Annotated in this window: 17 protein-coding genes; 2 read left to right on the forward strand and 15 right to left on the reverse strand. The window is 61.1% G+C overall.

The window, feature by feature from the left end; genetic code table 11:
- Positions 1-240 precede the first annotated feature (240 nt).
- Both KW840_RS13365 and KW840_RS13370 read left to right on the forward strand, forming a co-directional pair.
- Entirely contained in the window at positions 241-828 is a 588-nt protein-coding gene (locus tag KW840_RS13365) for a phage tail protein (protein WP_218495486.1), read from the forward strand.
- 54 nt (positions 829-882) lie between these two features.
- A complete protein-coding gene (locus tag KW840_RS13370) occupies positions 883-1,194 on the forward strand; it encodes a hypothetical protein (protein ID WP_218495487.1) in 312 nt (103 codons plus the stop codon).
- Between the two features lie 23 nt (positions 1,195-1,217).
- On the opposite strand, the gene KW840_RS13375 is transcribed toward KW840_RS13370, so the two are convergent.
- The 15 genes from KW840_RS13375 to KW840_RS13445 form a co-directional block, all read right to left on the reverse strand.
- On the reverse strand, positions 1,218-1,715 hold the full coding sequence (locus KW840_RS13375; protein ID WP_218495488.1) for a GNAT family N-acetyltransferase: 498 nt from the start codon (positions 1,713-1,715) through the stop codon (positions 1,218-1,220).
- A gap of 11 nt (positions 1,716-1,726) precedes the next feature.
- Positions 1,727-3,823 carry an efflux RND transporter periplasmic adaptor subunit gene (locus tag KW840_RS13380; RefSeq protein ID WP_218495491.1) on the reverse strand — a complete coding sequence of 699 codons (2,097 nt, stop codon included), beginning with the start codon at positions 3,821-3,823 and terminating at the stop codon, positions 1,727-1,729.
- Positions 3,824-5,143, reverse strand: a complete 1,320-nt coding sequence (locus KW840_RS13385) for an HlyD family efflux transporter periplasmic adaptor subunit (protein WP_218495493.1) — start codon at positions 5,141-5,143, stop codon at positions 3,824-3,826.
- On the reverse strand, positions 5,140-5,919 hold the full coding sequence (locus KW840_RS13390) for an efflux RND transporter periplasmic adaptor subunit (RefSeq protein ID WP_057712541.1): 780 nt from the start codon (positions 5,917-5,919) through the stop codon (positions 5,140-5,142). Before KW840_RS13390 ends, KW840_RS13385 begins: the two co-directional genes overlap by 4 nt.
- Before the next feature lie 79 nt (positions 5,920-5,998).
- Positions 5,999-7,576: an efflux transporter outer membrane subunit gene (locus tag KW840_RS13395; protein ID WP_218495496.1), complete on the reverse strand. Its 1,578-nt coding sequence runs from the start codon at positions 7,574-7,576 to the stop codon at positions 5,999-6,001.
- Positions 7,573-8,637: an HlyD family secretion protein gene (locus KW840_RS13400; RefSeq protein ID WP_090452391.1), complete on the reverse strand. Its 1,065-nt coding sequence runs from the start codon at positions 8,635-8,637 to the stop codon at positions 7,573-7,575. The genes KW840_RS13395 and KW840_RS13400 overlap by 4 nt, the downstream gene beginning before the upstream one ends.
- Before the next feature lie 26 nt (positions 8,638-8,663).
- A complete protein-coding gene (locus KW840_RS13405; protein WP_218495497.1) occupies positions 8,664-10,196 on the reverse strand; it encodes an MFS transporter in 1,533 nt (510 codons plus the stop codon).
- Positions 10,197-10,403: 207 nt separating this feature from the next.
- Positions 10,404-11,333 (reverse strand): LysR family transcriptional regulator, encoded by a 930-nt coding sequence (locus tag KW840_RS13410; protein ID WP_218495500.1) that lies wholly within the window; start codon positions 11,331-11,333, stop codon positions 10,404-10,406.
- A gap of 120 nt (positions 11,334-11,453) precedes the next feature.
- On the reverse strand, positions 11,454-12,320 hold the full coding sequence (locus KW840_RS13415; protein WP_218495501.1) for an ABC transporter permease: 867 nt from the start codon (positions 12,318-12,320) through the stop codon (positions 11,454-11,456).
- A 21-nt stretch (positions 12,321-12,341) separates the two neighbouring features.
- Complete coding sequence (locus KW840_RS13420) at positions 12,342-13,202, reverse strand: ABC transporter ATP-binding protein (protein ID WP_057712548.1); 861 nt, start codon at positions 13,200-13,202, stop codon at positions 12,342-12,344.
- A 5-nt stretch (positions 13,203-13,207) separates the two neighbouring features.
- Positions 13,208-14,233: an ABC transporter substrate-binding protein gene (locus tag KW840_RS13425; RefSeq protein ID WP_218495502.1), complete on the reverse strand. Its 1,026-nt coding sequence runs from the start codon at positions 14,231-14,233 to the stop codon at positions 13,208-13,210.
- 18 nt (positions 14,234-14,251) lie between these two features.
- The gene (locus KW840_RS13430; protein ID WP_218495503.1) at positions 14,252-15,139 is read right to left on the reverse strand and encodes a TauD/TfdA family dioxygenase; all 888 of its coding nucleotides are present in this window, start codon (positions 15,137-15,139) and stop codon (positions 14,252-14,254) included.
- 370 nt (positions 15,140-15,509) lie between these two features.
- Complete coding sequence (locus KW840_RS13435; RefSeq protein WP_090452377.1) at positions 15,510-16,874, reverse strand: HlyD family type I secretion periplasmic adaptor subunit; 1,365 nt, start codon at positions 16,872-16,874, stop codon at positions 15,510-15,512.
- The gene (locus KW840_RS13440) at positions 16,864-19,020 is read right to left on the reverse strand and encodes a type I secretion system permease/ATPase (protein WP_218495504.1); all 2,157 of its coding nucleotides are present in this window, start codon (positions 19,018-19,020) and stop codon (positions 16,864-16,866) included. The genes KW840_RS13435 and KW840_RS13440 overlap by 11 nt, the downstream gene beginning before the upstream one ends.
- Before the next feature lie 42 nt (positions 19,021-19,062).
- A complete protein-coding gene (locus tag KW840_RS13445) occupies positions 19,063-20,415 on the reverse strand; it encodes a TolC family outer membrane protein (RefSeq protein ID WP_057712553.1) in 1,353 nt (450 codons plus the stop codon).
- Positions 20,416-20,602 lie beyond the last annotated feature (187 nt).

Raw genomic sequence — 20,602 nt, forward strand, 5'->3', positions numbered from 1 at the left:
TGATATCAATTTGAAGCTAAATCGACTTGATACCGAGCTTTTCGTAAACAGCGAAGGACATTAGCGACGACAGCGTGGGAAGCGCGTCCATCGGACAAACACAACCTCGCCACGACACCCACAATCTACGTCTACGCTGTGGCGTGGCGTGACCGAGCCACGTAAAGAAAAGGAGTCGACACCCCCAGGTGTCTGGCAGCCGCGTGGCGCGCCAACCACCAACCTGAAGGATGAGGATTAATGGAAGTATTTATCGGCACTATCCAGCCTTTCGCCTTTGATTTCGCCCCCCAGAACTGGGCCCTTTGCAATGGCCAGACGTTAAGCATTTCGCAATGGAGTGCATTGTTCTCGCTGATTGGCGTGAACTACGGCGGCAACGGCCAGACCACCTTCATGCTACCCAACCTGCAAGGTCGATTACCGATGGCCCAGGGCACCGGCACCAATCTCAGCACGCGCACCATTGGCGAGATTTCCGGTACCGAAAACGTCACCGCGACCATCGGCAACATGCCCAACCACACCCACCAGATGTCCGGACTGACCGCCACCACCACCCTGCAACTGGCCAACCCGCCGAGCAATCCCGTAAACGTGCCAACGGCAACCAACGCCTTCATCGGCGCTTCGAGCGGCGGACCGGGGACGGCGAACATCTACTCCGATCAACAAGGGGCAACGGCGGTGGCGCTCCAGGGCGTGAGCACCACCGTCACCGGAGAGATTGCCTCCACTGGCGGGACCCAGCCCATGAGCGTGATGAACCCGTTCCTGGTCATCAACTTCAGCATCGCCCTGCAAGGGTATTTTCCATCGCGTGGCTGAAGGTTCGCCGGGGGCCGCGCGCCCCCGGCACTGTTCACTTTTCGGAGGCAGATCATGTTGCAAGCGGTTCAAAGTCATCATTTCCAGACCCTGCTGGGCCAGACCGTTGTCCTTCGCCTGCCCGACGGCGGCGAATTGCCGGTGCAGTTCGAACACCTCGAAGAGTCACCCCGCGCCCGCATGTGCAACAGTGAGCGCATGCCGTTCAGTGTAGAGTTCAACAGCCTGGTCCCGACCGATTTTGTGGACGGTTTATGCACGCTGCAATTGCCGGAACTGGGCAAAGTGGAAAACATTTTCGTTTCCCGGGTGCCGTCGATGGGACGTGATCCGCAGCGAGGCTACTTCTACATCGCCTTCAACTGACCCTTTTCTGGCTCGCAGTGCCCTCAGCCTTGCGGATACCACACCAGCCTTTGTGCCGCGACGTTGTACTCCTGCACTGCAAAGCCCAGCGTCAGGTAATGCTCAAGCGCATGGGGATTGCTGGCCCAGACCACCGTCGCCACCGGGCAACGAATCTGTTGGGCGGCCTTCTGCACCCCCTGCAATACCGCCCGCCCATACCCCTGCCCCCGCGCCGCCGGGATGAAGGCCAGATACAGCACGCGAATCTCATTCGGTCCGAAATCAGTGCTCAACGCGCCGATCGCAGTGCCGAGTTTCTCAACCACGTAATGCATGGCATTGGGGAAGTTTTCACCCAGTCCTTGCTCCTGTACCTGGAATTGCTGGGCCACAATCTGCTCGACCACCTCCACGCTGTCGTCGATCCATTGCAGGTCCGGTCGGGCCGATTGATACAGGCGCTGCAAAAAAGGCCCATCGCTTGCTCGCGAAGGCCGCACCACCAAACCTTCGGCTGCCACAGCACTGCTGTTCGCCATCGTCGCACTCCTTAAAAACCGCTTTCCCTGACCCCCAGCGCCGCCATGCGTCGCCAGGCGACCCCCAATAACGACTCGCCGCTGCCCTGCAACACCACCACGCCGCGCAACGGCTGCACCGGCGTCGGCGCCGGTTCGAGGGTACTCAATCGCGCGCCATACTGCGCCTGTACCGGCTCGGCTCGTTGATACTGATCGCGACGCACGGCAATCGGTCCGTGGTGATCGGAGGTCAGTGCCTCCTGATCGACAAACGCCACGCCGTTGGTGTCGATTTCGCTCAGTTGCACCGCAATCGCCGGATGCATCGGATCATCGGCGATAAACCGTCCAGTGGCGCCCGGTGCCACGCGCCAGAGTTCTGCCTCGGCCAGATAGCCACGCAAGCGCACGCCCTCCTCGACCACCCGCGCCAGCGGCTCCCGGGTCGACAGCCAGCGCCCCACCGCCCATTGCGGCAGCAGATCTCGCACGGTGCCGGCATGGGGAGCGCGCAATAGCAATCGCTCGCGCTGAGCCGCCAGCCCCCGGTACTCGGCGACCGCTTCGGCCAGGCGCTGCTCGACGATTGAGGCATCGGAGGCCGTTTCGCTGCGGCTGGCCTGACGGCGCATTTGCAATTGCTGAATCTCGATTTCCCGGCGCGCAATGGTCTGGCGCGAATCGAGATCCGGGGACTCCAGTTCGATCAGGACATCACCCTGCACCACCGACTGCCCGTCATGCACCTTCACGGCTTTGATCCGTGCCGCCACCGGCGCATGCAAGGTGTTGACCCGGCCCGCTTCCAGCATGGCCGGCACCTCGACGGCACTGCGCCACGGCAGGATGAGCACCAGCAACAGCCCGAGCAATGCCAGGCTGCTGAGCAGCACCCGCGGTCCATGCGCCTGCTCGCGGCGGCCCCACCACTGGTGCCACTCACTCATGATGGGCAGAAAGATGAACCAGACCAGCTCCACCAGCATCAGGAAAATCCCCAACACCTTGAAGAACAGGTGATAGACCGCCAGAGCGATCCCGAAAAACAATGCCGCGCGCCATAACCACGAGCCATACCCCCAGATCAGCAAACGCCGTTGCATTGTCGGCGACCAAGGCTCCGGCGCCGCTGCGCCGTAGCCGAACAAAAACTCGCGCAGGCGCCAGCGGCACAGGGCAAACGCCCGACCTTGCAGGTTATCGACCTGCCAGAAATCGCTGAGCAAAAAATAACCGTCAAAACGCATGAATGGGTTGAGATTGACCACCAGTGTGGTGATCCACGTAGCACTGGCGAGCATGAACGCGGCGGTGCGGGCGGGACCGTCGGGCAACAACGACCAGGCCAGCAAGGCAATGCACGCCAACAGCAACTCCGCCAGCACGCCGCCAGCGCCAATCAGCAACCGGGCCTTGCGATCATTGACCCGCCAGGCATCGCTGACATCGGTATAAAACATCGGCAGCAGCACCATGAACGCCACGCCCATGCTCTGTACCCGGCACCCGGCGCGCTTGGCCATGAATGCGTGACCGAATTCGTGGCAGAGCTTGGCGAAGAACAGGGCCACGCCAAACGCCATTGCGCCGCCAAGGCTGAACAGATGCGGAAACGTTGCGATAAATCGCTGCCAGTCCCGCGACACCAGAAACACCCCCACCCCCAGCACGGCGGGTAATCCGTAGCGCAGCGCTCGCGGACCGAAGCGCTCCAGCCAAGGCCAGACACGGTTGAGAAAACGCTCGGGGCGCCACAACGGAATTCGAAAAAACAGGTACTGATGCAGCAACACTTGCCACAGGCTCCGGCGCTGGGCATCCGCTTTAACGCTGTAGCTGGCACGCTGCTGGGGGTCGAGGGCGGTAATCAGGTCGTGGTTGCGCAAAAAAACCAGCAATTGCTCCAGATCCGTACCGTCCAGCGCCAGTCCCGGCTCACGATTGGCCGCTTGCAGGACCTGCTCGGGTTCACCCAGCGACCAGTGACGTAACAAACGCATCGCCGTCGTACCGAGCTTGAAGTAACGCCCTCGCACCGGGTCGGCCAGCGTCCAGCTGCGCGCACCGTCCAGCGCCGGCGCTGCCGGGGACAGTTGCAGGTCGGCACGCAGGCCGGGCAGGCTCATTTACAAGCCCACGCTCTGACGCAAACCGGCCAACGGTCGACGCAGCAGGTACAACCCCAGCGGCGCCCGGTCACCGAAGATTTTCGCCGTGCCGCGCAATCCGATGCGCGGAGGTGGCGCGTCGAAATTCGCATCCAGCCGATAAGCCAATTGCCCGCCCGCCGTAGGTTGCGCTTCATAAGCCGAACGTTCGAGTCTGGCCAGATGCCGTTGCAGCGGGTCACTGTCGAGAAACAAGGCGACTTCAGCGCCGGGCTCCAGGGATATCGCGTCCCCCACAGCCAGCTCGATACGCAATTGCGCCTGGGTCGGATCGGCGATCTCCATCAGCCGCTCGCCGGTCTGCACCGGCTTGCCGATCCAGCGTTCGGCATCGGCAAACACCGCAATGCCATCGCGTTCGGCGCGCACTTCGCTGCGCTTGAGCAGTTCACGGGCGTAGTCGCGCTCGGCGCGTTTCTGTTCAACCCGGGCGGCCAGCAAATCCAGTTTCGAGCTGGACTCGGCATCGGCGAACGAACGCTGGGAGTTGGCCTTGAGTTCCGCCTCGGCAACCCCGAGGGCGCGTTCGGCGACATCGGCCTGAGCCTTGAGCGTGGTGCTTTCGAAGCGCAGCAGCAATTCGCCGGTCTTCACCGTCTGATTGGGCTTGACCAGGAACTCGGCAATGACACCGTCCAGCGGTGCCGCCACCACCCGACCGCCCAGCGGCACCACTTCAGCCGGTGCCAATACGGACTGGCGCACCGGGATCAACAGCCCGAGCAATAGCACTGCAACCAGCAAGCCCCGGCGTTTGCGGGTCCAACGCAGACGCCAGGGCTTGCGCGGTTGCAACGCCTGCCAGGCGTGGCTGTAGGTATCACCCAGTTGCGCCAGCAGCACCTGTTCGGCAGGGTTCCACGCAACGTCCCGGGCCAGCCACAACCCGCCGAACACCTTGCCCTGACGATCGACCAGCGGCAGCCAGAACACCTGCGCCGCCGACAGGCTTTGCCATTCAGCCCGCAGCGACTCGCCGAGGACATCGGCGGCAACGACCCGCGCCTGCTGCAATTGTTCGCGTTTGAACAACTGAGCCACCGCCTGCTCGACGAACGCTACAAAGGGTGAGTTCGGCTCCACCGCGCTGACACCGGTCACGGCCTGCACCTTCCCGGCGATCAACAGTGCCGCATGGCGAAAGCCAAACAATGCCTGTCCATCATTGACCAGGCTGTAAGCCAATTGGGCGGACGTTTGGGCTGCGCGGGTCTGGCGCTCAAGATCAAGAAAACGTGCGAATACCTGTTCGGCACCGCCGCTCACAGGCGCGTTCACTTGAACTCCGCGAAATGCGCAGTGCCGCTCATGCCCGCCAGCAACCCGCTGGCGTCGGGCACGCTGGCCACCAGCAGCAGGGTCTGGCTGCCTTCATCGATTCGTGCGCCCAGGCGTTTGACTGTCGCATCCAGCGGCTTGCCGGTTTCATCGGGGACAAAACTGAAGGTCTGGCCGGGCTTGAGTCGGGCCATCCAGCGCGAGGGCACCAGCAAATGGATTTCCAGGGTGCGATTATCGACCACGTCCAGCAAGGGTGCGCCGGCAGGTACGCTTTCATAGCGCTGTACCTTGCGCTCGACGACCTGGCCATCGAACGGCGCCTGCACGCTGCAACGCTTGACCTGCACTTGATACACCTGGGACTGCGCCTGGGTTTCGCTGACCTTGGCCTCGGCACGTGCCACTTCGAAACGCCCGACCGAATTCAGCGCGGCCAGTCGCCGGTTGTGCGCCAGTTCTTCACCCGCGCCACGGCTGGCCGCTTGAGCGGCATTGAGCTGCGCCTGATAGGCCGAGCAATCGAACCGCGCCAGGGTATCGCCCTTCTTGAACGATTCTCCCTCACTGAACGGCAGTTCGACTATCCGCCCGGGCACCTCACTGGCCAGTACTGCCTGATCCCGGGCCCGCAGTACACCGCGGGCCTCGGCGCTGGTCGCAGTACTGGCGCCCGCATCCATTTGCGCAAGCGGGTCGTCTGCCCCAGGCGTTTGCGCCTGGACAGCGCTCGCGACGAGGACCGATCCCAACCCCAACACACAGAAAATCCGCATGACCGCACTCCCTTTCGGATCAACCGAGTCTACGGCAGCGGTGACTAGCGTCAAGCAGATGGCCATCATTGCCTGCGTATTAACGCTGCGCCGTCACGGCCAACGGATACACCGACTCCCAACCCCCACCCAACGCCTTGTACAACCCGACGGCCGCCAGCGACACGCCGGTCGAGCTCTCGACCCACTGCTCCTGCGTCGCCAGCAACGCTCCTTGCACGGTGAGCACCGTGACGAAATCCACCACGCCCTCAACGTACTGCTGTTGCGCGGTGTCCAGCGCAATGCGGTTCTGACGTACGGCTTCGGCCAGACTGTCGCGGCGCAACTGGCTGGCGTTGTAGGTGGTCAGTTGGTCATCGATTTCATGCCAGGCGCGCAACACGGTTTGCTGATAGATGATAGCGGTTTCCTGTTGTTGTGCTTCGCGTAACTCGAGCACGCCACGCAAGCGGCCGCCGTCGAACAACGGCAAGCTGAATTGCGGGCCGATCCCGAACGAACGCGAACCCCAGGAGCCGAAATCGCTCAATTGCATGGCCTGGGAACCGATGTTCCCCGACAGGGTGATTCGCGGATAGAAATCGCCCTTGGCCACGCCAATGCTGGCAGTGGCGGCATGCAGCCGTGCTTCGGCCTGGCGAATGTCCGGCCTGCGTTCAGCCAGTTGCGAGGGCAAGCCAATGGCGACCTGGCGCGGCGTTTGTGGCACCGGTGCGTCTGTGGATAACTCCGCCGCCAATGCCTGGGGCGCTTCGCCCATCAACAGACTCAGGGCGTTGATCAGTTGCCACTGGCGCTGCTCCAGTGCGGGCAGGCGTGATTCGATGGCCGCCACCTGCGCAGCGGCTTCGGCGACATCCAGATCCGTCGCGACGCCGTCGGCCAGGCGCAGTTGCGAAAGCTTCAGGCTATGGCGGGCGACGGCGAGGTTCTGTTCGGTGACGAGCCGGGTGCTCTGCACGCCACGCAGTTGAATGTAGTCCTGGGCGGTTTCGGCCAGCACCGACAACAGCACACCGCGTCGGTCGTTCTCGGCGACTTCAAGGTTGGCGTCGGCGGCTTCGGTTTCCCGACGCACACGCCCCCACAAATCCAGCTCCCAGGACGCGGAAAAACCGGCATCCCACAGGTTGAATGCGGACTGGCCGTTGTGCCCTGACGGGTCGCTCAGGCCTTCACCACTATTACGTTTTCGGGCGTAACTTCCCGTGGCGGCGGTATTCGGATAGCGGTTGGCGGTGATCACCTGGCGAACGGCACGGCTTTGCTGCAAACGGCTGCTGGCCAGCTTCAGGTCGAGGTTGTCGGTCAGGGCGCGTTGCGTGAGGGCCGAGAGCTTCGGGTCGTTGAACACCTCCCACCAGCGCTCGTTCATCGTTTCGGCGATGGCTTGGCTGGCGGCTGCCTTTGATGGTTTCGACCACTCGGTGATTTGTGTGGGCTGAGGTTTGTGAAAGTCCGGGCCGACGGTGCAGGCGGACAGGCTCAGCATAAGCAAGGCAGAAAAAGTCAGGCGAGGCTGATGACCTCTTCGCGAGCAAGCTCGCTCCCACAATGGACTTTCTGTGATGCGAAAATCTTGTACATCGCGCATAAACCTTGTGGGAGCGAGCTTGCTCGCGATGGCGTCCGCACCGTCAACACAGGTTTTCATCGCTGAGTCACCTCACGCGAGACACCACTGCCGGTATCGATGCTCGCCTCCACCGACATCCCCACCCGCAAGCGCTCGGCCAGCGACTGTCCCGGCTCCAGCACGATTTTCACCGGTATCCGCTGTACCACCTTGGTGAAGTTGCCGGTGGCGTTGTCCGGTTTGACCGCGGCAAACGTCACCCCGGTGGCCGGTGCAATGCTTTCGACACGACCGTTCAGTGCCGCACCGCCCAGGCTATCGACGCGCACTTGCACAGCCTGCCCCGGCTGCACATCCGTCAGTTGGGTTTCCTGGAAATTGGCCATCACGTACGCCTGCGCCAGCGGCACCACAGCGAGGATTTTGCTGCCCGGTGTGACGTAGGCGCCGACCCGCACTGCGCGCTCGCCGACCATGCCGTCCTGTGGCGCAACGATCCTCGTATAGGACAACTCGTAGCTGGCCATTTCCAGCTTCGCTTGCGCCCGTTTCAGCCCCCCTTCGGCTGCATCGCGCTGGGCCGTGAGGATCTCCACCTGCTTGCGTTCCGCCGCCAGTACCGCCGTGGCATTGGCCAGCCGCGCGGAGGCCTGGTCGATGCGCGTTTGCGCCTGTTGCGCGTTTTGCACCGTGCCAGCGCCCACACCGGCGAGGTGGTTGTAGCGGTTCAGTTCATGCTCGGCAAACGCCATTTCCGCCTTGGCCGAAACCACCGAGGATTGCGCCTGGGCAATCACCGATGCCTGGCGCTCGAGGGTCGCCCGGGCGTTTTGCAGTTGCGCCCTGGCCACCAGCGTTTCGGCATCGGCGGCCTCGGCGGCGGCGCGTAGATCCCGGTCATCGATCAGTGCCAGCAACTGCCCGGCCTTGACCTGCTGGTTGTCCTCGACCAGCACTTGCTTGATAAACCCGGCAACCCGCGGCACGACCAGGGTGAAATCCGCCGAGACATAAGCATCATTGGTGTTCTGCTGGGTACGCTTGCCGAACAGGCCGGGCATCGCCAGGTACAGCAACACGCCGACGGCCAATGCGGCGGCCACGGCAACCGCGACTTTCTGCTTTGCTTGAGTGTTCATAAAAACCTTCTGTTTCAGTGGAGCAATCAGGTCGGTGCGCGCGGTGGATAAATCCGCGTCGGTAGCCAGAAAATCAGCAGGATCAAGGTCACGGCGATACCCGCCATGCACAGGTAAAGATCAGAGGAAGTGAGCACCACCGCTTGCTCATGCAGCCGATGAGCGAGGCTTGTGCTGTCGCGCTCGGCCAGCGGCGAGTTGCCGAGGCCGTCGACCAGCATGGTCGAGTGGAAATGCAGGCGTGCCGTGGTCAACGCCTCGATCACCCCGGTGGCGATGACCGCCGACAGGCCTTTGACGGTGTTGAACCAGGCCGATGCGAACGGCCCTTCCATCGGGTTGATGCTGCCGGTGGACAGCATCAGCAGCGGCAACACCGCCATGGGCTGACCGAAAATCTGCAGCCATTGCAGCACATAGAAATCGTCGCGAATCCACGCGGACGTCAATTGCGAGCCGCCGACGCACGACAGCGCCAGCATGCTCAGGCCAATGCCCAACACCCAGCGGCAATCGACCCAGCGAAAGTTGCACAGCGCCGCCACCAACGGCAGCGCAATCAATTGCGGCAGCGCCGCCAGCAGCATGATCGGCGCGGTCTGCACCGGGCGATAACCCTGGACCTGCGCCAGGTAGCTGGACGGAATAATGATCACCGCCTGCAACACCACCAGCACGCCTGCCAGGGTCAGCAGGGCGAAAGACAGGTTACGGATGCCGAGCATCTGCATCTTGAAAAACGGAATCGGTTGCGACCACTCGCCGGTCAAAAACAGCACCAGCAACAACAGCCCGCCGCCGAGCAATCCGCAGATCAGGTTCGACTCGAACCAGTCCAGGCGATTGCCCTGCAGGATGCCGATCACCAGCATGCAGATGGCGGGAAAGCCCAGCAGCACACCGCGCCCGTTGAAGGACTTGAAGCGCTCCAGGCGCAGCGGGTCCTGGGGTAAGCCATACGCCACTGCGGCCATGGCAATCAGGCAAGGCGCGATGATTTGCCAGAAGGTCCATTGCCAGCCGACATACTCGGTCCACAACCCCGCCAGCGGCGTGCCCAGACCCGGGCCGAACGTCGCCGTCAGGGCATAACCGGCCAGGCCATACAACTTCACATTGGCCGGCAGAAAGCGCAGGGCCACGGTCATCAGCATGGGTGGCAATGCACCGCCCGCCAGGCCTTGCAAGGTGCGTAGCAACAACAGACTTTCGTAATTCGGGGCGAAGGGGGACAACACACCCAGCAGGGTGAACAGGCTGATGGCGCACAGAGTGAAACGCCGCAACGAGAACGTCACCGCACACCACGGCGCGAACGCCATGGCCGCCACCGAAGTCGCGGTATAACAGGCGACCAGCCAGGTGCCTTCGTCGTAGCCGATGGCCAACGCACCACGGATGTCGGCCAGGGCGACTTTGGTCACCATCTCGTTCAGGCCCGACATCAGCACCGCCACCAATACGCCAACCAGGCCGATAATGATCCGCGGGCCGAAGACAGGTGGAGCGGCTGCCGTGCTGGCCGCAGCAACAGGTGCCGTGACCGTAAGGGAAGTCATGTACTGCAAGCTCCGGCGTGGAAAGACCGAAGCATTCTAAGAAGCGTAATGCCTGACGAAAATCAACTTATTGGCAGGTTATAAGTGCGCCAAACGCAATAGTACAAAACTCTGTGGGAGCGAGCTTGCTCGCGATAGCGGCAGGTCAGCCAATAAAGATGTCGAGGCTGCCGGCCTCATCGCGAGCAAGCTCGCTCCCACAGGGGTTCAGCGGTGACTTTCAGGTTGCGCGGCCAGCCAGGTTTCATCGCAGCAGGATTTCAGCGTTTCACGCAGCCAGCGGTGGGCCGGATCCTTGTCGAATCGCGGATGCCAGGCCTGTGTCAGCATCAAGGTCGGCAACGGAATCGGCAGGTCGAACGAGCGCAACTTCAGTCCGAGCCGCCGCACACTCAGCAAGGCTTCCTTGGGCACCGGTAGAATCAGGTCCGAATCGGGCAAGGCAAACATCGCCGCATGAAAGCTTGGCGCGATCACCGCCACCCGCCGCTCCAGCCCCAGGGCATTGAGCGCGGTATCGATCGGACCTCGGGCAATGCCGCGCCGGGACATGCTGATATGCGAGAACCCCGCGTAACGCTCCGCCGTGATCTCTTCGTCGAACAGCGGATGATCCTCGCGCACCAGGCCGACAAAGTGGGTGGAAAACAGGTTCTGAATCTTCACTTCCGGGGTCAACGGCCGGGTGTTGCTGACGCTCAGATCGATCCGCCCTTCGCGCAATGCCTCATCATCGCCATCGCCTTCCGGGACGAAACGCAATTCGCAGTGCGGCGCCTGCCGGTCAAGGGTGTCGAACAGCTTGCCGCCGTAGACGCCGACAAAGAAGTCGTTGGCCCGAATACTGAAACGCCGCCGCAGCGAACTCAGCTCCACCATATCGGCCGAACGAAACAGCAAACCGGCCTGCTCCACCACGCTGCGAACCTGTTCGCGCAATTCCAGTGCCTTGGGGGTCGGTACCAGGCCACGGCCGGCGCGCACCAGGATCGGATCGCCAATGGCCTCGCGAATGCGCGTCAACGTCCGGCTCATGGCCGCCGGGCTCAGGTTCATCCGCCGCGCGGCGCCCACCACACTGCCCTCGTCGAGCAAGGCATCGAGGGCGACCAACAGGTTCATGTCTGGGAGTTGCATTGTGAGCACTCGTGTTTGATCTGGGCTGATTCAGACGCAATGCTATCAAACTCCCCTGAGCCATTGTGCGAGTGGGCTTGCCCGCGAAGAGGCCAACGCGGACTTCAAACAATCAGACAGTCAACGCACCATCCCCCACCGCCTGACCGTCACCCGCTCCAACGAATCAAACACCAGATTCTCCACCAGCAATCCAATCAGAATCACCACCACCAACCCGGCAAATACTTTGTCCGTGTACAACTCATTGCGATTCTGAAAGATGTACCAGCCCAACCCGCCCTTGCCGCTGGTTGCGCCAAACACCAACTCGGCGGCAATCAGCGTACGCCAGGCAAACGCCCAGCCGATCTTCAGGCCGGCAAGGATCGATGGCAGCGCTGCCGGAATCAGGATGAACAGCACGAAACGTATGCCCTTGAGGCCGTAGTTGCGCCCGGCCATGCGCAGGGTTTCCGAGACCCCGAGGAACCCGGCGTAGGTGTTCAGCGCCAAGGCCCAGAGCACCGAATGCACCAGCACGAAAATCAGGCTGTTCTGGCCTAATCCAAACCAGAGCAGCGCCAACGGCAGCAGGGCGATGGCCGGCAAGGGATTGAACATCGAGGTCAGGGTACTGAGCAGATCACGACCGAATTGCGTCGACACCGCCAGCGTGGTCAGGGCAAACGCCAGGACGATGCCGATCAGGTAGCCCTTGAGCAACACCACCAAAGAAATCCACACCTTGCCCAGCATCTCGCCGCTGAGCAGGCCGTCGTAAAGCGCGTGAGCCGTCTGCACGAAACTCGGCAGCAGCAGATCGTTGTTCTGATAACGGGCAACCGCTTCCCATAGCACGGCAAGCAAAATCAGGATCAGGCTTTTACGTAGCCAGCCCTGTTGCCACAGGCGTTGGCCGAGGGGCAGTTCGCGCTCCAGCGGTACGCTGGTCAGTGGCGGCAATACGGTTTCGAATTCTTCACGCGGGGATGATAAATGGCTCATCGGGCCCTCCTTTCAACTGGCTCAATAAGCGATGCGGATGTCAGCGAAATCCAGTTCATGCTCGGCTTGCGGTGATTGACCTTCGTCGAACAACAGTCGATGAATACGTCGCGCCGATTCCTGAAACGCCACACCGCCGAGGCTGTGCAAATCGTATTGATGGCTGTGGACTTCCGCCCTCACCCGCCCCGGATGGGGTGACAGCAACAGAATGCGATTGCCCACCACCAGTGCCTCTTCGATAGAGTGCGTGACGAACAGCAGCGTGAAACGCACTTCCTCCCAGAGCAGCAGCAATTCTTCCTGCATCTTGCGCCGGGTCAGGGCATCGAGCGCAGCAAAGGGTTCGTCCATCAACAGGATTTTCGGCTGCATCGCCAGCGCCCGAGCGATGGCGACCCGTGCCTTCATCCCGCCTGACAAGGTGTGCGGATAGGCATCGGCAAACGCCGCCAGGCCGACCTTTTCCAGATAGTGCAGCGCTCGCTCTTCGGCCTCCCTGCGCTTGAGGGTTTTCGAAGCCAGAAGCGGAAACATCACGTTCTGTTTGACGGTTTTCCACGGCGGCAGTTGATCGAACTCCTGAAACACCACGATCCGGTCCGGTCCCGGCGCATCGACGCGCTGACCTTGCAGACGGATCTCGCCTTCCACTGGCTGGATGAAGCCGGCGGCGGCTTTGAGCAAGGTCGACTTGCCGCATCCGGACGGACCGAGCAGGACAAAGCGGTCTGCCGGATCGATCTCGAAACTGACTTGATGGGTCGCCCGCACCACGCGCTGCGGTGTGCGGTATTCGAGGCTGACGTTATCGACCGACAGCAGCGCCTGGGCTGCCGCGATCGGTTTGCTGACCGTGTGGCCTTGCAAAGGAGCGTTCATTTCGGTCAGCTCCCTTGCAGTGGTTTGGTGTCCTGGAAGAAGTAATCCTTCCACGAATCCGGTTTGTTTTTGATCGCGCCAACGCGGTACAGGAACTCGGCCAACGGGTAGGTATTTTTCGGCGTGACGCTGAACTCGAACTGCGGGTTGTCGATGATTTTCAGTAACGCCGCACGATCGATTTTGGCCTTAGTAACGCGGATGTAAGTGTCCGCCGCTGCGCCTTTGTCGTTCTGGGCAAACGTGGCCGCTTCGGTCAGCGCGTCAATGAATGCCTTGTAGGTTTTCGGGTTCTCATTGCGGAATTTCTCGGTAGCGAACAGCACCGTCGGCGAATTCGGCCCGAGCAGGTCATAGGTGTTCAGCACCACGTGCACGTTGGGATTGGCCAGTTCCTGATCCTGGAACGGCGGGTTGGAGAAGTGCCCGCTCAGCTCGGTGCCGCCAGCCACCAGCGCCGCTGTCGCATCGGGATGCGGAACCGCAATGGTGTACTTGTCGAGGCGATTGAACTCTTTGTCGCCCCACTGTTTGGCCGCCGCGTATTGCAGGAAGCGCGACTGCACCGACACGCCCACCGCCGGCACTGCGATTCGGTCTTTCTCGGTGAAGTCGGCAATGGTTTTGACCTTGGGATTATTGCTCACCAGGTAGTACGGGAAGTTGCCCAGGGAAGCCACGGCCTTGACGTTCTGCTTGCCGTGGGTGCGGTCCCAGATGGTCAGCAGCGGACCGACGCCGGCGCCGGCAATGTCGATCGAGCCTGCGAGCAACGCATCGTTGACCGCTGCGCCGCCCGAGAGCTGGGTCCAGTCGACCTTGATGTCGATGCCTTCCTGCTTGCCGTACTTCTCGATCAGGTTCTGATCGCGCACCACGTTCAGCAGCAAGTAAACGATGCCGAACTGTTCGGCAATGCGGATTTCACCTTCGGCGTGGGCCACGGTCGGTGCCACCAGGCTGCCGGCGATCAGGCTGAAACCCAGACCGATGGCCGCGGCCAGAGGTGCGAATAGAAGACGTTTGGACATGATCAGATCTCCGACAAATCAAAAAGGCGCGTCGCCCTGGATGGTGGTGCGAAACAGCTTGCGGCGCAGATGACTGGGGCATCCGGCGGCGAGGTGGATCAGCGAACGGTTGTCCCAGAACACCAGGTCATGGGGCTGCCATTGATGGCGGTAGATGTTTTGCGGCAGCACGCTGTGGGCGTAGAGCTCGGTCAGCAGTTGCTGGCTCTCGTCTTCCGGCAGGCCAACGATGCGAGTGGTGAACCCCTCGCTGACGAACAACGCCTTGCGACCGTTTTCCGGGTGGGTACGCACGACCGGGTGGACGACTTCGGCGACCTGGGCGAGTTGCTCCGGGGTCAGGGTCGGGCGCCAGTTGCCTTCGAATTTGGTCTCGCTGTAACGCGCGGTGTAGGAGTGCGCGGCCGAGCGACCTTCAACGGCATTGCGCAACGCGAGTGGCAGGTTGTCCCAGGCTTTGTGCATGTCGGCGAACAATGTGTCACCGCCTTCTGACGGCAGCTCCTGGGCATGCAGCATCGAGCCCAGGCTCGGCAGTTCTTTGTAGGAGAGATCGGAATGCCAGAACTTGCCGGCGTCACCCAGGCCGATGTTCTGGCCGTTTTCGACGATGTTGGAGACGATCAGGATTTCCGGATGCCCTGCCAGCAGGAACTGCTTGAGCACATGGATCTGCAACACGCCAAAACGACGGCTGAAATCGATCTGATGCTCAGGGGTTATGCGCTGGTCGCGGAACACCACTACGTGATGATCCAGGTGCGCGCGGTGAATACGGGCGAAGTCCTGATCATTGATCGGGCGGGACAGGTCGAGACCGATGATCTCGACGCCCACCGCTCCGCTGAACGGGCGGACTTCAAAGAATTGTGGCGCGATGCTTGGCGAAGCTGAAGCTGCATACATAAATCACTCCCACGCACGGCACGCTCAAAGGCGCGCGCGTCGATCAGAAACTCACGGAGGTCCCGTGTTGGTTCGTGTCGTGCGGCGCGCCGATTGGTCGACAGGTACGCAGGAGACTGACTTTATAGATATAAGAATTGAAATTTAAATACCGTTAACGAATAACGATATGGCGATTGCTAAGGGAGTGGAGGAATCGTGGTGTGACGTTATTTGTCACTTTCTGACAGGATTGTGGTGTTTTGGCGGACGCTATCGCAAGCAAGCTCGCTCCCACAGGGGTCAGTGGAAACACAAAAATTGCGTTTCAACACAGATCCATTGTGGGAGCGAGCTTGCTCGCGATGGGGCCAGTGGCCCCGAAGGTGGATTACCGCTCGTGCAGCGCCTCGGCCCGCGCACGGATGATCGGCTTGAGCAGGTAGCTCAGCACGGTCTTCTTGCCGGTGATGATGTCCACGGAAGCCACCATCCCCGGAATGATCAGCAATGGTTTTTCGTCGGTGCCCAAGTGACTGCGGTCGGTGCGCAGCTTGATGATGTAGTAGGTGGTCTTCTTGTCTTCATCGGTGATGGTGTCGGCACCGATCTGCTCCAGCTTGGCCTTCATCCCGCCGTAGATGGTGTAGTCATAGGCGGTAAATTTCACCGTCGCTTCCTGGCCCGGGTGCAGGAACGCGATGTCCTGCGGGCGGATCTTCGCCTCGACCAGCAAGGTGTCGTCCAGCGGCACGATTTCCACCAGGTCGCTGCCCGGCTGGATAACCCCGCCGATGGTATTGACCAGCAACTTGTTGACGATGCCACGCACTGGCGAAGTGACCAGCGTCCGACTGACCCGGTCTTCCAGGGCCTTGCCGGTGGCCTGGGCCTTGTTCAGGTCGGTGCGTGCTTCATTGAGTTGGGTCAGGGCTTCGCTACGGAACTTGCCACGGGTTTCATCGACCTTGCGCTGCACTTCCTTGATTGCCGATTCGGCTCGTGGAATTGCCAGCGTGGTGGCGTCGAGCTGACCACGGGTCTCCGCTTCGGCACGCCTGAGGCGCAGGACTTCCACCGGTGATACCGCGCCTTGGGCCACCAACGGCTCGGACATGCTGATTTCCTGACGCTGGAAGCCCAATTGCTGGCGATACTGCGCCTGTTTGGAGGTGAATTCGCGCAGCTCTTGCTGGCGCTGGATCAGCTGCTCCTGCAAGCCACCAATCTCATCGTGCAACTGTTGGCGACGACTGATATAGAGCGATTCTTCACTCTTGGCCTGACCCGGCACGGCCTTGAGCACATCCTCGGGGAAGTTCAGCGGGCGATCTTCGACCTCGGCGCTCAAGCGCTCGACCCGCAGCAGCATCGACAACCGATCGGCCTCGGTTTCACCGACGTTCGAAGCAAATCGCGTGTCGTCCAGGCGAATCAGCGGTGCGCCGGCTTCGACAATCTGACCTTCCTTGACGAACAACTCGGCAACGATACCGCCTTCAAGGTTCTGGATCTTCTGGATCTTCGACGATGGAATCGCCTTGCCGTCGCCCTTGGTCACCTCGTCGATCACCGCGAAGTTGGCCCAGAGCATCAGGAACACAAAGAACGCGATGATCGCCCAGATCGTCAGCCGCACCACGCGGGGCGCATCCTCGATCAGCGCCTTGTTGACCTCCGGCAGCGGCTGCCCCTGAAGTGAAGCAGAGCCTTTGAAGTAGCGAAGGATCGAACCCTTACCCGACTTAAGCAACACTGATCTGCCCCTTCTTCAACGCTTCCATCACTGCGGCTTTCGGGCCGTCGGCGAGTATCTGCCCGCGGTCGACCACGATCAGGCGATCCACCAGCGACAACAGCGATGCCCGGTGCGTTACCAGCACCATGGTCTTGTTTTCGATCACCGCTGCCAGGCGCTGCTTGAGGCGCTCTTCGCCAGTGTTGTCCATGGCGCTGGTCGGCTCGTCGAGTAGCAGGATCGGCGGGTTGAGCAGTAATGCACGGGCCAGGGCGACGTTTTGCCGTTGACCGCCGGAGAGGTTCTGCCCGCGCTCGCCGACTTGCAGCTCATAACCCTGCGGATGCAGGCGCGCATACTCGTGGACGCCGGCCAGTTCTGCGGCTTGCAGCACCAGTTCGTCCTCGACATACCGCGCACCGGAAACCAGGTTGTCGCGCAAGGTGCCGGCGAGCAACTGAATGTCCTGGGGCACGTAGCCGATGTTGTAGCGCAGCTCGCTGACGTCGATCTGGCGGATATCCACACCATCGACCAACAACGCGCCGTCATCCGGCTGGTACAGCCCCACCAGCAACTTCGCCAGCGAGCTCTTGCCCGAGCCGCTTCGGCCAATGATGCCGACCTTCTCGCCGGGACTGATCGACAGGTTGATGTTCTTCAGCGCCAGATTCTGCTGTTGCGGGTAGGTGAAGTTGAGCTGGCGGCACTCAATGCCACCCTGCAGCACCTTGCGGCTGAGCGGACGCTCTTCGAAATTGCGCTCCTGGGGCAGCTCCATCATCTGGTCGACCGAGGTCATGGTCACCCGCGCCTGCTGATAACGAGTCAGCAACCCGGACAGTGACGCCAGCGGGCTGAGCGCACGACCACTGAGCATGTAGCAGGCAATCAGGCCGCCCATACTCAGGTAACCGTCGATGATCTGGTACACGCCGAAGACGATCATGATCACGCCGGCCAGTTGCTGGATCAGCAAGGTGATATTCATCGCCAGGCCGGAGAGCATTTTCACCCGCAACTCAAGGCGACTGAGGGTGCCGATGGTCTGCTCCCACTGATACTGGCGTTCGCTTTCGGCGTTGTTGACCTTCACCGCATCCAGGCCGGCCAGGGTCTCGATCAGGCTCGACTGACGCTCGGCCCCCAGCGCCATGGTCCGTTCCATGGTCGCCACCAGGGGTTTCTGCAAGGCATAGCCAATGGCCAGGGCGATCGGGAATGCCAGCACCGGTATCCAAACCAGATGCCCGCCAAGGATCGCGATGACGATAAAGATCAGAATTGTGAACGGCAGGTCAATCAGGCTGGTCAGTGTCAGCGAGGCGAGGAAGTCCCGCAGGCTCTGGAACTCATGGATGTTCTGGGCAAAGCTGCCGACCCGCGCCGGCCGGTATTTCATGGCCATGCCAACGATGCGCTCGAACAGCGTGGCCGAGATAATCAGGTCGGTTTTCTTGCCGGCCAGATCCAGGCACAGGCTACGCAGGCTTTTCAGGATCAGGTCGAACAGGTAGGCGCCCGTGATGCCGAGTGCCAGCACCCAGAGCGTCGCTTCGGCCTGGTTTGGCACGACACGGTCGTAGACGTTCATCACGAACAACGGCGCGGCCATGGCAATGATGTTGATCAGAAAACTGGCGGCGATGGCATCGGCGTACAACCAGCGCGAACGCTTGAGGGTGTCGCGGAACCACGAGCGCGCACGCGGAATCAGCGTGCCGTGATTGACGTCGAACTTGTGCTGCGGCTGGGCGAAAAAGACTTTGCCGATGTAGTCATCGGCCAGCAGGTCACGGCTGACCAGGGACTCACCGCCGTCGCTTTCGCTGAGCAGCACCCGTACCTGATCTTCGCCTTGCCAGCCGAGCAGGACGGCACTTCGACCGTCCCTGAGCAACAACAATGCTGGCATCGCAATCGCCGGAATATCCTCCAGCTTGCGTTGCAGCACCCGACCTTGCAGCCCCGCGCGAGCGGCCGCACGAGGCAGCAACTCGACACTCAAGCGTTGCTCGGGCAGCGGCAGGCCGGTGGTCAGCATTGCCGCGCTGGCAGGTTTCTGGTGCAGCATGCAAAGAGCGAGCAGACCATCCAGCAACGGATCGTCATGCAACGCGCGCGGATCATGGATGAGTTGAACCCGACTGACTTCTGATTCCACGCTCGGCACTCTTGGCTAACAATTGAACAATGAAGGTCCTGCTTAATTCATACCGGGCAATTGGACCTTGGGCTTCATGTCGTTCTGCACAACGGATGCCAATGGTGCGACCACTCCCTGGCTCTTGAGCAATTCGCCCATGGTCGCCTTGATTCGGTACTGAGTAAATAACTGAATGTTCTTGATCTCCGCCAGACGGCGGGAGGAGGAAAACAGTTCGTTCTCACTGTCGAGCAAATCGAGCAGGGTGCGCTCGCCGAGACTGAACTGACGCTGGTAAGCGGTACGCACGGCGGTGCTGTGGTCGACGTATTGCTGGGCGATCGGCACTTGCGCGTTGGCGTTGTTCAGGGCGTTCCAGGCCAGGCCCAGCTCTTCATTCAATTGGCGCAGGGCGTTGTTGCGGATGTCCAGCGCCTGGTTCGACAGGTAGGACTTGGATTCCAGATCGGCCTTGTTGCTGCCGCCGGCATACAGATTGAAGCGCATGCGCAGCATGGCCTGCCATTCGTTGTTGTGGCCGTTCTGACCATCAATGTCGTTGTCCGCGGAGCGACCCAACTCAGCATCGAAGCGCGGGTAGAACGTCGACTTGGCAGTGTCGTACTGCTTCTCGGCAGCGGCGATATCGGATTCGGCCGAACGCAGGATCGGGCTGTTTTCCAGCATCTGTGCACGGGCTTCATTCAGGTTGGCCGGCATCAGCGCCATGAAACTCGCCGGGCGTTCCAGTTGATCGGGCATCTGGCCAACAGCGGAGAGGTAGTTGGTTTCGGCGTCTGCCAGGTTGGTCTGCTCGGTGATCAGGTTGTTGCGCGCCTGGGCCATCCGCGCCTCCGCCTGATCAAGGTCGGCGCCACTGCCAACGCCACGCTGGGTGCGCAGTTGGATCTGGTCGTAAATGCGCTGGTGGCTCTTGAGGTTGTCCTCGGCCAGACGTACGAATTCGCGACGAGTCAGCACGTCGAGATAGACCTGGGCCACGGTCAGCCCGGTGCGCTCGGAAGTACTCAGCAGCGAGTAGGCGCGGGAGTTGACAGTGGCTTGTTGACGCCCCACTTCGCTGGACGTCGCAAAACCGTCAAAAACCATTTGGGTCAGACGTAAATTTGACTCACTGCGATTCAGGGTTTGCCAGTGATTGTTGCTGCCGTCCGTTCGCGTCGTCACGCTATCGGTGCCTTCACGACCATAACCGCCCAGCAGGTCGACCCGTGGCAAATATCCACCTTTTGCAGCCTTCAACTGATAATCCGCAGCCAACCGACTGTTGACACCCGCCTGAACTTCCGGATGGACATCCAGCGCTTGTTGCATGGCTTCTGGTAAGGACTGCGCCTGCACAAAAGACGCGGCGAGGACGAAAGGTATTGCCATGAACAAAGGCGAACGCATTGTAGGAATTTCCCAGAACTTCTTGTCTTGAATCACAGCAAAAGAACGCGCTGCGTCGAAAGATGGCAAGCGGAATGACCGTATGTCGGAAAGTTCAAAAAACGGAACTGGATCACATACCGAGGACGAGTCACAGCTGAAATATCAATGTGACATTACTGGGACGATTGTTTAGGATGGCTCGAAG

The organism is Pseudomonas sp. PDM30 (assembly GCF_019218985.1).
GTDB lineage: Bacteria > Pseudomonadota > Gammaproteobacteria > Pseudomonadales > Pseudomonadaceae > Aquipseudomonas > Aquipseudomonas jessenii.